Annotated in this window: 10 protein-coding genes; 3 read left to right on the top strand and 7 right to left on the bottom strand. The window is 44.9% G+C overall.

Annotated elements, in window-relative coordinates; translation table 11 throughout:
* Window positions 1-16: 16 nt before the first annotated feature.
* Both NCY57_RS11000 and NCY57_RS10995 read right to left on the bottom strand, forming a co-directional pair.
* Entirely contained in the window at window positions 17-715 is a 699-nt protein-coding gene (locus NCY57_RS11000) for an RluA family pseudouridine synthase (RefSeq protein WP_250789670.1), read from the bottom strand.
* Between the two features lie 2,294 nt (window positions 716-3,009).
* On the bottom strand, window positions 3,010-5,268 hold the full coding sequence (locus NCY57_RS10995) for a hydratase (RefSeq protein WP_250789669.1): 2,259 nt from the start codon (window positions 5,266-5,268) through the stop codon (window positions 3,010-3,012).
* A 227-nt stretch (window positions 5,269-5,495) separates the two neighbouring features.
* Here NCY57_RS10995 and NCY57_RS10990 point away from each other — a divergent pair, with 227 nt between their 5' ends.
* A complete protein-coding gene (locus NCY57_RS10990; protein ID WP_015526267.1) occupies window positions 5,496-5,762 on the top strand; it encodes a hypothetical protein in 267 nt (88 codons plus the stop codon).
* Window positions 5,763-5,954: 192 nt separating this feature from the next.
* On the opposite strand, the gene NCY57_RS10985 is transcribed toward NCY57_RS10990, so the two are convergent.
* From NCY57_RS10985 to NCY57_RS10965, 5 genes are all read right to left on the bottom strand, one after another.
* Window positions 5,955-6,554 carry a hypothetical protein gene (locus NCY57_RS10985; protein ID WP_215638044.1) on the bottom strand — a complete coding sequence of 200 codons (600 nt, stop codon included), beginning with the start codon at window positions 6,552-6,554 and terminating at the stop codon, window positions 5,955-5,957.
* Window positions 6,555-6,703: 149 nt separating this feature from the next.
* Window positions 6,704-8,092 carry a UDP-N-acetylmuramoyl-tripeptide--D-alanyl-D-alanine ligase gene (locus NCY57_RS10980; RefSeq protein ID WP_250789668.1) on the bottom strand — a complete coding sequence of 463 codons (1,389 nt, stop codon included), beginning with the start codon at window positions 8,090-8,092 and terminating at the stop codon, window positions 6,704-6,706.
* 64 nt (window positions 8,093-8,156) lie between these two features.
* Complete coding sequence (locus tag NCY57_RS10975; RefSeq protein ID WP_178016246.1) at window positions 8,157-9,197, bottom strand: D-alanine--D-alanine ligase family protein; 1,041 nt, start codon at window positions 9,195-9,197, stop codon at window positions 8,157-8,159.
* A 67-nt stretch (window positions 9,198-9,264) separates the two neighbouring features.
* The gene (locus NCY57_RS10970) at window positions 9,265-10,665 is read right to left on the bottom strand and encodes a L,D-transpeptidase family protein (RefSeq protein WP_178016244.1); all 1,401 of its coding nucleotides are present in this window, start codon (window positions 10,663-10,665) and stop codon (window positions 9,265-9,267) included.
* A gap of 72 nt (window positions 10,666-10,737) precedes the next feature.
* Window positions 10,738-12,021, bottom strand: a complete 1,284-nt coding sequence (locus NCY57_RS10965) for a hypothetical protein (protein ID WP_021651427.1) — start codon at window positions 12,019-12,021, stop codon at window positions 10,738-10,740.
* Window positions 12,022-12,413: 392 nt separating this feature from the next.
* Here NCY57_RS10965 and NCY57_RS10960 point away from each other — a divergent pair, with 392 nt between their 5' ends.
* Both NCY57_RS10960 and NCY57_RS10955 read left to right on the top strand, forming a co-directional pair.
* The gene (locus NCY57_RS10960; RefSeq protein WP_092069884.1) at window positions 12,414-13,277 is read left to right on the top strand and encodes a class I SAM-dependent methyltransferase; all 864 of its coding nucleotides are present in this window, start codon (window positions 12,414-12,416) and stop codon (window positions 13,275-13,277) included.
* A 507-nt stretch (window positions 13,278-13,784) separates the two neighbouring features.
* Window positions 13,785-13,973, top strand: coding sequence for a hypothetical protein (locus NCY57_RS10955; RefSeq protein ID WP_015526276.1), 189 nt, complete (start codon window positions 13,785-13,787; stop codon window positions 13,971-13,973).
* Window positions 13,974-14,196: the final 223 nt, after the last annotated feature.

The following is a 14,196-nucleotide window of genomic DNA, read 5'->3' as shown; positions in this document are numbered from 1 at the left end:
TTTCCGTCCAGAGTTTTTACACTTTTTTCACAAAATCCAGAAACGCGCTTCCCTGTGGCTCTGTTTCAAACTTCATCATTTTTCCTGTTCTGGGGTGTTTAAATTCCAGACAATTGGAACAAAGTCCCAGTGATGTACCTTTTTCTCCCGAAGGATTATATTTCCGGTCTCCGAGAAGGGGCAGTCCCTCATGAGAAAGCTGCACACGGATCTGATGATGCCGACCTGTTTCCAGCCTGATCTTAAGAAGTGTCCGGGATTTTCCGTTTATCTCCTGCTGATCCAGAACTTTATAGTGAAGGATCGCTTTTTTTGCTCCCGGTGTATTGGCAGACACCACCTGAGACATGTTGGCTTTTCCATTTTTTTTCAGATAGTCTGTAAGAGTCCCTTCTGAGCTCTTTGCTTTTCCCTCTGTTACTGCCAGGTAATATTTTCCGGCGCCTCCTGCCATCATCTGTTTACTCAAATTTCCTGCTGCTTCGGATGTTTTCGCAAATACAAGAATGCCTTCTACCGGCTGATCAAGGCGATGTACTACTCCCAGATATGGGATCTTTCCCGGTGTTTTTTGTGCCAGATAATTTTTCAGAGCACTTTCCATATCCATTGTTCCTATTTTTGCTGCCTGCACCGGCATTCCTGCTGTTTTTCTGCACACAAGGATCTCTTTGTCTTCATATAAAATATTTTCTTCAATCTGATAATTCCACATATTTTCTCATCTTACTTCCTTTCTCACAGAAGTATAACTGATGATGTTTTTGATGGCAACTGATAAATATAACTGTCCGGAAAAATCTCTGATTGAAAATTTTGCTCTCTGCTCGGATCATATTATTTTATCCAGGGCTTTTCGGAACGGTTGTATACTTAATATATGCAATCTTATATACACAACGAGACGGTCATCACTTTTTTTACTTTTACAGTTTCCAAAAATGATGACCGTCTCAACACTCTTCGTTATTCAATTTTTCTTCCTCTTCGTTCTTTCGAATAAAGTTTTCTTGTTATACTTATTATACTTATCAATCGAAATCTTTGATTTTATATACTTTATAAAATAATTTCGATTCTCTTTATTCAATTTTGAAATTTTTCTTTTTCAGATTCTCTCTTCTTTTTTATTTCCTGCTCATAAACGACTGATATATGTAAGTATATCTCTTCGATTATTTAGAAAGTTTTATAGATCAGAAATCATTTTTTACGATGTTTGATTTCCTGTTTATCTGAAGAATTTCGGTGGTTATACTTTTTCCTGTTCACTAAACAATTCTGGACTTAACTTCTTAAATTCAAAACCATTTGTCATCTCTGTACTTTGCAATCTGCTGATTCAAATCGACCTATTGGGATTTTCTCCTCTGCAGTTCTTTAAAGTATCCTGGAAAAAAGTTCCTGCCCGATTCTTCTATTTTTAATATCCTCTCAGATATTCTTCTGATGCAAAGCTTCAATCCATATCCTAATGGTTCTGATATGCATTTCAAAGTATCGTTCTCATCTTCACGTTTGTTCTTGGAATCTCTTCTTTCCAACGAACCGGTGAGTTGAGGGTTTTACTCTTTCGGGAAATATTTCTTTACATATTTCCTGAAATCTTTGTATCAGGTGTGTGACAGTTGTTCAATATGAGTTACCGATTCTATATTACCTGAAATACTGATTTCCTTTTGTTTCTGATTTCTTAAAATATAAGTAAGATTTAAGAGGATCTTATTTATATTTCATAAAAGAAACTTCTGTTTTCTTAAGGTGTATCATATGTGATCTGTATCAGGTCTTTCTTGCAGGAAATCCGGTTCCTGTCACTCTCATATTGATGATGGTGTTTGTTTATGTTCCCACTGGAATCACCTTTTCCTTTCTTCATCCTTCATGTGCATCTATGCTATGAATTGAATGATTTTCTTTTTTGTTTTTCTCTTGTTGTTTTTGATGGTCTTATAATAACATCGTTGCGGGTATTTGTCAATACATTTTTGTGTTTTTATGCTATTATTTTTATTTATTTGTTTTATTAGGTGTTTATATTTTATAATTTGTTTGTGTTTTTTATTATTTTCTGTTAATTTATGCTATTGTGAAGTTGTGAAGGTAGGGTATGTCGCGAACGGACGGCCGTGAAGGACGGGCGGGGCGGGTGAGGCTTCGGAGGTCTAGTGCTTCTAAGGCTGCAGGGATTCTGCTAAAACCGCTGAAAAAATCCCAGAACTCGCTTACGCTCAAACAGCTGGGATTTTTCCAGCAACGCAGCCTCCCCGCGGCCTAAGAAGTACTACGACTCCTGCAGAGTCACCCGCCCCGCCCGTCCTTCCCGCCCTGACTTTCGAACATGGAAAATTAGTTAGAAAAGTTTCTGTGTGACTGTATTGGCACTGCAAACATTGCAATGTTTGTACTTTACAATGTTTGCAGGGGATTGAGATAAACTTTATTCGAAAGAACGAAGAAGAAGAAAAATTAAATAACGAAGAGTGTTGAGACGGTCATCATTTATTGAGCTTTTCTTGATATTTTTACCGGGGCTGGGGTTTGTCTCTGGGAATGTCAGCGTGAGGTGTCCTGTGGGGAGCAGGGGCTTCGGAGTGAGCCTTTGGTCATACTTGGCGGCTGAGGTGACCTGTGGAAAGGTATTCTGCGGATACAGGCCGCAGAATAAGGCCCATCTGTCTGAGCCAGGTACGCATCAGCGTACATGGCGAGTTATGGGCCGGACTTTTCACAGGTTGCCTCAGACGCTTAGTATGACCAGGCGAAACGACAGCCTCTGCTCCCCACAGGACACCTCACGCGTCCGCATCGTCATAAGTATCCACAACCCTAAAAACTCCCCACAACCACACCTCTAAAAGTAAAAAAGCAGACCGGCGACCTCGATCAAAACGGTCACCAGTCTGCAAAACAACACGGAAATTCTTAAATTACTATATTCCGCTCTGCAGCATATTCATGAACACACTTCCATCACCTTCACGCTCTATATGTGTTCAATCCCTGCATCTATTTACGATTATAATTGATCAGACAACCCTTAAGGATGATCTCTCTCTCATCATCTGTCAGCTCACCCAGAGTTACATCGAACTCCTTCAAAGAATCACCTTCAACAGTATATCCCTTGATCACGTCTGCCTTTTCCTCAACTGCCTTACGGATTCCCGGGAAGAACAGGTAATCACCGTTCTTGAACGGAAGATCTCCGGACGGGATCAGGAATGGAAGCATACCCCAGTTGATCAGATTGGAACGATATCTCTTGGTTGCATACTCATTGGCAATGTTTGCCCAGCCGCCAAGTACCTTCTGGCAGGATGCAGCCTGCTCTCTGGCAGAGCCATCGCCCGGTTTCACTGCAAAGATGGTGCTTCCTACACCAAGGTTTGTCTTGTCAACATCCGGGTAGGATTTATGGATGGTTTCCATAACCGGTTTCAGTTCCGGAACAGCCTCTGCCGGGCAGTTACCTGCCTGGATCGCCTTCTGTGCTGCCTGGATCTCTTTTGCACGGCCAACATAAGCCGGATCCTTTCTGGACAGTGTGAACTCTGCAAGTCCAAGCGGATTGGAACGGTAGGAAGATGTCTCGCCAGACGGGATCAGCTCGTCAGTGGTAGTAACCGGATCGTGGATCTCGGAAACAACCTTCAGGATCAGGTTGTCTGCAAGTGCAGCCATCTCCGGCCAGTCTTTGATATTCGGTCCAAACTGGATCTCTACGCTTGGATCTGCCACGCCCTTGCTATCAAATACACGGTTCTCGTAGATAGACTTATCGAAGTAGTATTTATGCTCGGAATAGCTTCCGTCAAACTCCTCTGCTGAGGTAAGGAATCCCTTGTTTGCTGCTGTAGCTGCAATGGAACGTGCATCCATAAGTGCAACCGAAGAGATCTGACCGTTCTGGATCTTGGAGCCTTCACGGTTCGGGAAGTTTCTGGTTGTATGACGGATACTGAATGCATTGTTTGCAGGTGTATCTCCGGCGCCGAAGCACGGTCCGCAGAATGCAGTTTTCACAACTGCGCCTGTTCCGATCAGTTCTGCAAGAACACCATTCTTAGCCAGTTCCATGTAGATTGGAGTACTTGCCGGGTATACACTTAAGGTGAAGGCATCATGGCCGATATTTTTGCCCTTGAGGATATCTGCTGCAGCGCAGATATTCTCGAATCCACCGCCTGCACAACCGGCAATGATTCCCTGCTCAACATAAAGCTTGCCATCAACTACCTTGTCTCTCAATGTGAACGGAATCTTTCCGTCAAGGCTTACCTGTGCTCTCTTCTCCACATCTGCAAGGATATCGTCAAGGTTTGCCTTCAGCTCATCGATGGTGTAGGTGTTACTTGGGTGGAACGGCATTGCGATCATTGGTTTGATCTCACTGAGGTCGATCTCTACACAGCCGTCATAGTATGCAACGTTGCCCGGTTTCAGTTCTTTGTAATCCTCCGGTCTTCCGTGGATCGCATAGAATTCCTCGATCTTCGCATCTGTCTGCCAGATGGAGGAAAGACATGTGGTTTCTGTTGTCATAACATCAACACCGATACGGAAATCTGCGCTTAAGCTGGCAACGCCTGGTCCAACGAACTCCATAACCTTATTCTTCACATAGCCGTTGGCAAAAACCTCGCCGATGATGGCAAGCGCAACATCCTGCGGTCCTACACCCGAACGTGGAGCACCTTTCAGATAAATAGCAACTACTCCTGGCATATTAATATCGTATGTCTGGCAGAGAAGCTGTTTTACAAGCTCCGGTCCGCCCTCTCCCATAGCCATAGTTCCAAGTGCTCCGTATCTTGTATGACTGTCGGAACCGAGGATCATCTTTCCGCCGCCTGCAAGCATTTCTCTTGCAAACTGATGGATAACTGCCTGATGAGGCGGTACATAAACTCCGCCGTACTTTTTGGCACAGGTGAGACCAAACATGTGGTCATCTTCATTGATGGTTCCGCCTACTGCACAAAGGGAGTTATGGCAGTTGGTCAGTACATATGGTACCGGGAACTTCTCAAGTCCTGAAGCTCTTGCAGTCTGGATGATTCCCACAAATGTGATATCATGGGAAGTCAGTTTATCGAATTTGATCTGAAGCTTCTCCATGTTATCGGATTTATTGTGAGCCTTGAGAATAGAATATGCGATGGTATTCTTAGCAGCCTCTTCTTTCGCTACAGGCAGATCAGCCTGGTTCTCGGGAATGATTTCCTTTCCGTTCTGAAGATAAACGCCGGTATCGTAAAGTTTCATTTCGGTTCCTCCAATCTGTAATGATTCTTTTTTTCATAATTTCGTTTATTATAGAGGATTTTTACACATTAGTCAATAAAAGTGAGCACGCCTGGTGCATTGTTTTGCGTACAAGCGTTATTGCCCTGTGCTTTACTTTCCCTGCAAAATCCGCTATACTGAAGACCATATCGGACGGATATTCATATTCTGCCGGCTGTGGCAGTTTCAATACGGAGGTACTGTTTATGTTTCGTTTATGGGGAAAAATATGGAAAGACAATCGCATGCTTCAGGACACCGTTGTCTGTGATGACAGCGATGATACCAGAACCCACAAGATCTTTCACGGACTTGAGGAAATCTGTTATCAGATGGATCTGGGAAATCCTATCTGGCTGGATGCCACAGTGCGGGATTTCAAAAAGCATGATAAGGCCCGCTTTTATCAGGATAATTTCATTGAACATATTGAATTCGACTACCTGGAGATCCAGGTGATCGAGGAAGACTGAGTAACATATAAAAGGACGCAGGAAAGCCACGAATGCTTATCCTGCGTTCTCTTTTTACTGTCACACAAAAAAACTCTCCGGCGGATACAGAGAATCGTATCTGCCGGAGAGTTTTTTTTGCATCCGGTTCCCTTATTCCGGAATATCTTTGTGTACATTTCTGTATTTTCTCAAATATACCGGGATATGTTTTTACTCTGCATTCATAAACTCCCGTATGATCTCCCGCATGATCTCTTCCTCCTCCGGAGAAAGCATCTTGCTGAAGTGACTTCCGGTAGCAGCCGTCTGACGGATACTTCTGGTGATCTTATCTACGATTTCTTCCTGCAGAACAGGATCCGGCTTTTCTGCGACCGGTACTTCCTCCACCCAGGTACGGACCTGTTCCACATAATCTGCAAGAGAAGCCATCACAAGCTCTTCCTTATAAGAAAAGTCCAATGCCTGACGAAGAAGAAGCAGTACTACCGGCACTGCCGCCCCTATATAAAGATAAAGCATAGACAATCCTTCCCTATATCCCAGTCTGCTGTTGAGAAAAACAGACATTCCAAGAAGAAATGTACAAAACAGTGACGGATACCACACAAATCGGTTCATCCGATGCCAGAGCCTGTCCCTTGATTTCCACAGGTTCAGCCATTTTTCTTTGAGATTCTGTAATCGCTGCGTATTTCGGATCATTCTTCGGTAGGTAAGGTTTGTTGCCAGCATCCCCAGACCGCCGATACATCCCATGGATGTCATGACGTAAAGCGGGATGTTCAGCTTCATGATCATCTCCAGCATAAGCCCTCCCTTTTTCACTGCCGCACAGTGCCTGAGCGTGCTTTTGTTCTTTAGCCGCACTGCTCATCGCCTTAGGAATATTATACTTCTATATAACTTAACTGGAAAGAATTTTCGTTCGTCAAATGCTGCCCCTGTTTTTGGTCTTTTTACATTTCCTGCAGTGCTTTGACTACATTTTCAAATTTCATGAAGTGAGAAGCTTTTACGAGGATGGTATCTCCAGGTTTCACATATGTGTTCAGGTTCTTAAGAAGGCTTTCCAGATCTTTTTCCCGGATGACTGTCAGGTCCGGATTGGTCTGAGATGCTTTTTCCGCGATATGGGCTGCAAGTGGTCCTACGCAGATGCATGCATCGATCCTGCACTGACCTGCATGAACGCCTACACCTTCATGAAGTGCAGCTTCATCCGTTCCAAGCTCACCCATATCGCCAAGGATAGCAACCTTTCTTCCAAGTCCGTCCTGAAGAACATCCAGGGAAGCCTTCATGGACATGGGATTTGCGTTGTAGCAGTCATCTACGATCATAAATTTATCGGTCTCGATCATATTGAATCTTCCGCTGACCGGTTCCAGGCTTTCGATGCCATTTTTGATCTGCTCTGCATTCAGTCCGTAAAGTCTGCCCACAGCTGCTGCTGCCAGTGCATTGGATACCATATGACGTCCCGGCATTGGAATATCTACATGAAATATCTGGAGCTCTCCGTTCTCTGCCATTTTTCCTTTCAGACAGATGTCACAGCTCATTCCCTTCAAGCCACGGCTTTCCACATTTTCACAGGTAACAGAAGCATTTTCTCCGTTTCCGAAAAATACCGGCTGCATGCTGTTGTATTCCTTTACTGTGGAGAGCTTATCATCATCACCGTTAAGTACGATATTTCTCTTCACATACTGAAAAATCTCTGTTTTTGCCTTCAGGACGCCGTCTCTGTCCCCAAGGTTTTCCAAATGGCAGGTTCCGATGTTTGTGATCACGCAGGTGTCCGGTTTTGCGATCTTTGCAAGACGGGTCATCTCACCGAAATCACTGATTCCCATTTCCAGAACTGCGATCTCATCTTCATCACGAAGGCGGAATACTGTCAGTGGAAGTCCCAGCTCATTGTTGAAATTCCCCTGGGTTTTCAGTGTACGGTATTTTTCCTTCAGCACAGAGGCGATCACCTCTTTTGTGCTGGTCTTTCCAACGCTTCCTGTGATTCCCACAACCGGAATATCAAGCTGCTCCAGATAAAACTCCGCAATGTCTTTTACTGCCTGAAGGGAGGAGCCTACCTGGATATACGGATGATCCGCCCCTTCAAGAGTTCTCTCGGATAAGGTCGCGAGTGCACCTGCTTCCATTACCTGCGGGATAAAACGGTGAGCATCCACACGCTCTCCTACTACCGGTACAAAAAGACCTCCTTTTTCCACCTTACGGCTGTCCGTTGTGATCGCAGTCACTTCCTCCTGAAGTTTTTCCTGCGGGCCGTGGTAAATACCATTGCAGACTTTTGTGATATTTTCCAATGTAAGATTTTTCATGAATAAAATCCTTTCTTTTGCCAGAAACTCCTCCTGTCAACAGGAGGAGTTACGGTCAGATATTTTATTTGCTGTATTTCTTAAAAGAAATGCGGATCAGTTCTTCACAGAGGTCCGGATAGTCGATTCCCAGGACCTTTGCTTCCTGAGGGATCAGACTGGTGGGTGTCATTCCCGGAAGTGTGTTTGCCTCCAGGCAGTACATATCACCGTTTTCTTTCATCATGAAGTCAAAACGTGCATAGCCCTCAATGCAGAGAGCCTTTGCGCCAGCTTCCGCATAATGCTGCATCTTCTCAGTCAGTTCCGGTGAGATCTCAGCCGGACAGGTTTCTACTGTGGAGCCTGCCTGATATTTGTTCTTGTAATCATAAAAGCCCTGCTTCGGTGCGATCTCGATGATCGGATAAGCCTTTCCGTCTACAACTGCAACGGAAAACTCACGGCCATTGATATACTCTTCAACAACTACCTCATCTTCATAAGAATAAGCACCATCAATGGCATCCTCATATTCTTTCTGGTTGTTTACAATATAAACACCTACGCTGGAACCACCGCAGCATGTTTTTACAACAACAGGAAATTCCATACCAAGATCATGGATGTTTCTTGTACAGTTTTCTTTCAGCATGGAAACGCCTTTCGGTGTCGGTACCTGATCCATGAGAAAGATCTTCTTGGTGAGGCCCTTATCCATAGCAAGGGCACTGCTTAAATATCCGGTTCCTGTGTAACGGATTCCCAGAAGATCGAAGGTTGCCTGAACCTTTCCATCCTCTCCGTTGGAACCGTGAAGTCCCATAAATACAATGTCTGCTGCCTGACACAATTCCAGTACATTCGGTCCGAAAAAGCTTCTTCTTGTGCGTTTGATCTCTTCGATATCATCATCGAAGCTTCTCATATACTCTGCCGCAGAATCTACCTCATAATCTTTATCTCCAAAGGGCTCATCCCAGTCCACCGGCTCCAGTCCACAGAAAATATCTACAAGAATGGCATTATGACCTTTTTTACGAAGTGCCTTGCAGACACCGGTTCCTGTTACGATGGAGATCTCTCTTTCTGTACTGGTTCCGCCTGCCAATACAACGATATTCATACTTTCATCTCCCTTGATGATCTTGTGTTTTCTTTCTTCGTATTGTTTTAATATTTCTTTTAATCTCTTATTCATAAACTACGATTGGTACTCCTACACTAATATTATTATAAATGATTGCCGCCTTATCCTTCGGGGTGTTTACACAGCCATGAGAACCATTTGTGATATAGATCTGCCCGCCATACTGTGAACGCCAGCTTGCGTCATGGATTCCGACTCCTCCGGAAAACGGCATCCAGTATGTAACCGGTGATGCATATCCAGGTCCCTTCAAAACTGCCGGTGAACGCATGGCATCCAGTGCAAAGCATCCGGTTGGTGTGGAATGGCCCTTTCGGACACAGCCGGTAACTACCGGTGTATCTACCAGAAGCTGTCCGTCTTTATAGAATACCATTCTCTGGTTGGTCAGGTCAATCTCTACATATGTATTTCCGATATCATTGGTATCTCTGCAAAGTCCGCTGTAAGCATACGCCGGCTGTCTCACTTCTGTAGTTCCTGCAAGAATGGCATTATAAAGCCATTCAGTCTCTGCGGTCTGATCGATAGCCCATCCGTAATCACCGCCTTTAATGGTTTTCTGGCGGCCATCGTAGGTGGTAAATGTCCTCGTGCAGCCAAAGGTATCATATTTATATCCCAGGCTGTTCACATAAGCTGCAACCTGATCTTTATTTACTATATAATCTCCGTTTGCGTCCCTGACCAGCCAGTCTTTGATGGTATTTCGGTCAAGCTGTTCCGACCGGTCCGAAAAATCATAGGTGATCACGCAGCTGGTAAGCTTGTTCATCTGGTCACAATCTTTTTTCAGAGCTTCATCGTCTTTATATATCGATGGTTTTTTGTAGCAGTTTTTCTTTTCCAGACTAACTGTTTTGTCTCCTGCGGAAACAGCTGCACGGATCACATTCTGAACCTTTTTTGTATCCAGGGTCGTTCCTTCTTTTTCCGGCTGGATCTCGTAGGTTTCGCCATTATCCTTAATGCATGCGTCTGCAGGCTTTTCCATATTGTCCTTCTGCATGCATTTCAGATTCTTCACAGCCTCTGTCAGCTTGTTCTGATCTTCATAAGCAGTATCCGTTGCCAGTGTATATTTTTTCTTCTGATTAAAAGCAAGGAACCATTTGTACCGGTCCTGTTTCTTGATCAGCTTTTTGGCTCCGCCATCCGGCTTGTAGACCAGGCCGGCTTCTTTTGCGGTAATGCTCTCTTTTCCGTTGTTTCTTGTATCAACGGTAAGAACATATGCCTGCACTTCCTTTGCAAGAAGCTTTTCTGTTTCATCTGCAGTTTTATAGGAGCAGTTAAAACCATTCACCTGAGATCCCGGCAAAAAATGATCTGTAAAATAGTGTACACCATATCCATAAGCCCCTGCTGTAAGGATCAGCAGGATCATGATCAGTGCAATGACCAACTTTTTGCCCGTTTTCATTTTTTCTTTTTCCTCATCCATGAGCTCTCTCCAATAGTTATGACTGCCCGGTATTACGCGTGCTGAAATACCGGGCAGTCTGATGTGATCGATTTATTTCTCCAGAAGTTTTTCCACACTTACAAGCTTCACACAGAGAACAAATACCTCTGCTGCCTTGCCAAGCTCCTCAACGCTTGGGTAGCTTGGTGCAATACGGATATTGCTGTCTTTCGGGTCCTTTCCATATGGATAGGTTGCGCCTGCTCCAGTCATAACAACGCCTGCTTCTTTTGCTTTGGCAACGATGGCTTTCGCACAGCCTTCCATAGAATCAAAGGAAATGAAATATCCGCCGTGAGGTTTGGTCCACTCACCGATTCCAAGTCCGTTAAGCTCTTTATCCAGTGTTGCGAGAACAAGCTCGAATTTCGGACGAAGGATGTCTGCGTGTTTCTTCATATGCTCATGCAGTCCGTTGATATCTTTGAAGAAACGAACGTGACGAAGCTGGTTCAGTTTGTCGTGTCCGATGGTCTGTACAGTCATGTATTTGCGGAAGTCATCCAGGTTCGCCTTGGATGCAGCAACTGCTGCGATACCGGAACCAGGGAAGCTTACCTTGGAGGTAGAAGTAAATTTATAAACAATGTCCGGATTTCCTGCTTTCGCACACTCATCAAGGATCTCAAGAAGGAAATCCTGATTGTCATCATAGAGATGATGGATGCTGTAAGCGTTATCCCAGTAAATACGGAAGTCCGGTGCAGCCGGCTTCAGATGCGCAAAACGCTTAACTGTTTCTTCGGAATAGGTGTAGCCCTGCGGATTGGAATATTTCGGAACACACCAGATTCCTTTTACTGCCGGATCTTCATTGACATATTTCTCAACCATGTCCATATCCGGGCCTTCCGGAGACATCGGAATGTTGATCATCTCAATGCCGAAAAATTCTGTGATACGAAAATGACGGTCGTATCCTGGTACAGGACAGAGGAATTTCACCTTGTCAAGCTTGCACCATGGTGTATTTCCCATTACTCCGTGGGAATAGGAACGTGCAATGGTATCGAACATTACGTTCAGACTGGAGTTACCATAGATGATGATGTTCTCTGGCTCTACCTCTGACATCTCACCGAGAAGTCTCTTGGCTTCCGGGATTCCGTCGATGACTCCATAGTTACGGCAGTCCACACCGGTCTCACATTTCAGATCTGCATCCCCTGCAAGTACTTCCATCATTTTCATGGAAAGATCAAGCTGATCCGGTGCAGGTTTACCACGGGACATATCCAGTGCCAGACCTTCGGCTTTGATCTCGTCGAACTCACGGTCAAGTTCTTTCTTTAAATCGAGTAGCTCTTCCCTGCTCATCTCACAATATTTTTTCATAAGTTTGCTTCTCCTCTTTTTGTGCACAGTTTCATATCTACGGTTGCTGTGTTTCTTCTGTTAACGATTTCTGTCTGTCAGGAATTCTCTGCAAAATCTCTTCCGCAAAAAACAGCCACAGTTTCACGGAAGCGGGAAGCCTCTGCCCCGGCAGAAAATCTCTGCGTACATTTTAGTATGTAAAAGCGCTGTTGTCAAATCTTTCGTGGAAAATTCTGCACTTCTCTTGCACAGCATCCATTTTTCCTCTATACTGGAAAAAACATTATTATGGTGTTTTATGGATTCATGTCCCGATCAGCCGGATCTGGTACAGTAATCTCCGGAAATGCTATATAAAAATGCTATATATATCTTATAAATTTACTATTATGAAAGAGGTATTGATCATCATGTGGATTGCAGATGGATGGAAAGAATATGAAGTTATTGATACATCAAAAGGAGAAAAGCTGGAGCGCTGGGGGGATTATCTTCTGGTTCGTCCGGACCCGCAGGTAATCTGGGATACTCCCCGCAAAAACCGTGGCTGGAAGCATATGAACGGACATTATCACAGAAGCAGCCGTGGCGGCGGTGAGTGGGAGTTCTTTGATCTGCCTCATCAGTGGGAGCTTCATTACAAGGACCTTACTTTTAATCTGAAGCCTTTCAGCTTCAAGCATACAGGACTTTTCCCGGAGCAGGCTGTGAACTGGGACTGGTTCGGTGAAAAGATCCGCAATGCAGGACGCCCGATCAAGGTCTTAAATCTTTTTGCCTATACCGGCGGCGCTACTCTGGCTGCAGCTGCAGCCGGCGCTTCCGTTACTCACGTGGACGCTTCCAAAGGTATGGTGAACTGGGCAAAAGAGAATGCTGCTGCTTCCGGACTTTCCGGTGCGCCGATCCGCTGGCTTGTGGATGACTGCGTGAAGTTCGTAGAGCGTGAGATCCGCAGAGGGAATCATTATGATGCGATCATTATGGACCCGCCTTCTTACGGCCGCGGACCTAAGGGCGAGATCTGGAAGATCGAGGATGCGATCCATCCGCTGATCAAGCTTTGTACGAAGATCCTCAGTGATGATCCGCTGTTTTTCCTGGTAAATTCCTATACTACAGGTCTTGCACCGGCTGTTCTGACTTATATGCTTGCCACGGAGCTAAAACCCTGGAAGGGTAATGTGGAGTCACAGGAGATCGGACTTCCTGTAACAGAAAGTGGTCTGGTTCTTCCTTGCGGAGCTTCCGGACGGTGGAGCTCCTCCCGGTAGGATAGGGATGTTGTGGCATCCTTATTAGCTGGCACTTTTTTCTGCTGTTGCAAACTGCTGTAAATGAAGATTTTTCCTTTCAGGGGGACACTTTGGCGTGGGCAGGTTTGCGAGAAGGGGAAGCACTCGGAGTTGCGAAGGCCGTCTCCCCTTCTCGCGCTCTTCCCCTCCTGGCCACGCCGTTGTTCGACGTTTTGGGATGTGATTCTGTATTGGCAGGATGATGGATTCTACTGTGTTGGATGTGACGCATTGTGCCGATTTTTATCCTTACTATTCAATGGTAATATTCCGCGAGGTGTTTTTTGTGAGCGAAGGTCACAGAAAGCCCGAGACATACCGCGCGAATTTATACAATCAGTATAAATTCTGTGCATCGCAAAGCGTATTACTGAAAACGGAGTGAACAGTAACTTTTTATCAGGTATCTTTTTGTATTTTCTGATTATTTGTATTGAAACGCTTTTTTGATAGGTCTATAATATAGAAAAAAGGAGCGTGATCTTTATGAGTACGGAAACTACGAAGGATACTCTTCCTTTTACCTGCACGCCGGCTTATGACCGGGATGCCTGTAAGGGATGTGTCTGTTCTACCTGCTATGAACAGGAATTTTGTGACCGGTGCAGCTCCTGTGTAGAGCAGGGACATCGGAAGGAACGATGCAATGCTTATGAGGGAGCCTACAATTACTAACAAAAAAAGGATCTGAAAAAGACAGAACTATTTGTAAAATCTCGCCTTTTACAGATCCTTTTTATTATTATCCACCACCCAACAGATCGGCACAGCCTCCCCTCCTCGACACCCCCGAATCCCGCACCCTGTCAGAACATTCACGCCCACCACAACGCAGAACAGCGGCGTGGCCAGGAGGGGAAGAGCGCGAGAAGGGGAGACGGCCTTCGCAACTCCGAGT

It is taken from the genome of Blautia sp. MB18-30, assembly GCF_023669475.1.
Taxonomy (GTDB): domain Bacteria; phylum Bacillota; class Clostridia; order Lachnospirales; family Lachnospiraceae; genus Blautia_A; species Blautia_A fusiformis.
Note: the sequence above shows the minus strand (reverse complement) of the source record. Positions and strands in the feature narration are given on the sequence as shown.

What these genes read in the sequence shown, in the direction of transcription:
- NCY57_RS11000 (WP_250789670.1), bottom strand. Translation starts at nt 715, where the DNA reads ATGTGGAATTATCAGATTGAAGAAAATATTTTATATGAAGACAAAGAG.
- NCY57_RS10995 (WP_250789669.1), bottom strand. Translation starts at nt 5,268, where the DNA reads ATGAAACTTTACGATACCGGCGTTTATCTTCAGAACGGAAAGGAAATC.
- NCY57_RS10990 (WP_015526267.1), top strand. Translation starts at nt 5,496, where the DNA reads ATGTTTCGTTTATGGGGAAAAATATGGAAAGACAATCGCATGCTTCAG.
- NCY57_RS10985 (WP_215638044.1), bottom strand. Translation starts at nt 6,554, where the DNA reads ATGCTGGAGATGATCATGAAGCTGAACATCCCGCTTTACGTCATGACA.
- NCY57_RS10980 (WP_250789668.1), bottom strand. Translation starts at nt 8,092, where the DNA reads ATGAAAAATCTTACATTGGAAAATATCACAAAAGTCTGCAATGGTATT.
- NCY57_RS10975 (WP_178016246.1), bottom strand. Translation starts at nt 9,197, where the DNA reads ATGAATATCGTTGTATTGGCAGGCGGAACCAGTACAGAAAGAGAGATC.
- NCY57_RS10970 (WP_178016244.1), bottom strand. Translation starts at nt 10,665, where the DNA reads ATGGATGAGGAAAAAGAAAAAATGAAAACGGGCAAAAAGTTGGTCATT.
- NCY57_RS10965 (WP_021651427.1), bottom strand. Translation starts at nt 12,021, where the DNA reads ATGAAAAAATATTGTGAGATGAGCAGGGAAGAGCTACTCGATTTAAAG.
- NCY57_RS10960 (WP_092069884.1), top strand. Translation starts at nt 12,414, where the DNA reads ATGTGGATTGCAGATGGATGGAAAGAATATGAAGTTATTGATACATCA.
- NCY57_RS10955 (WP_015526276.1), top strand. Translation starts at nt 13,785, where the DNA reads ATGAGTACGGAAACTACGAAGGATACTCTTCCTTTTACCTGCACGCCG.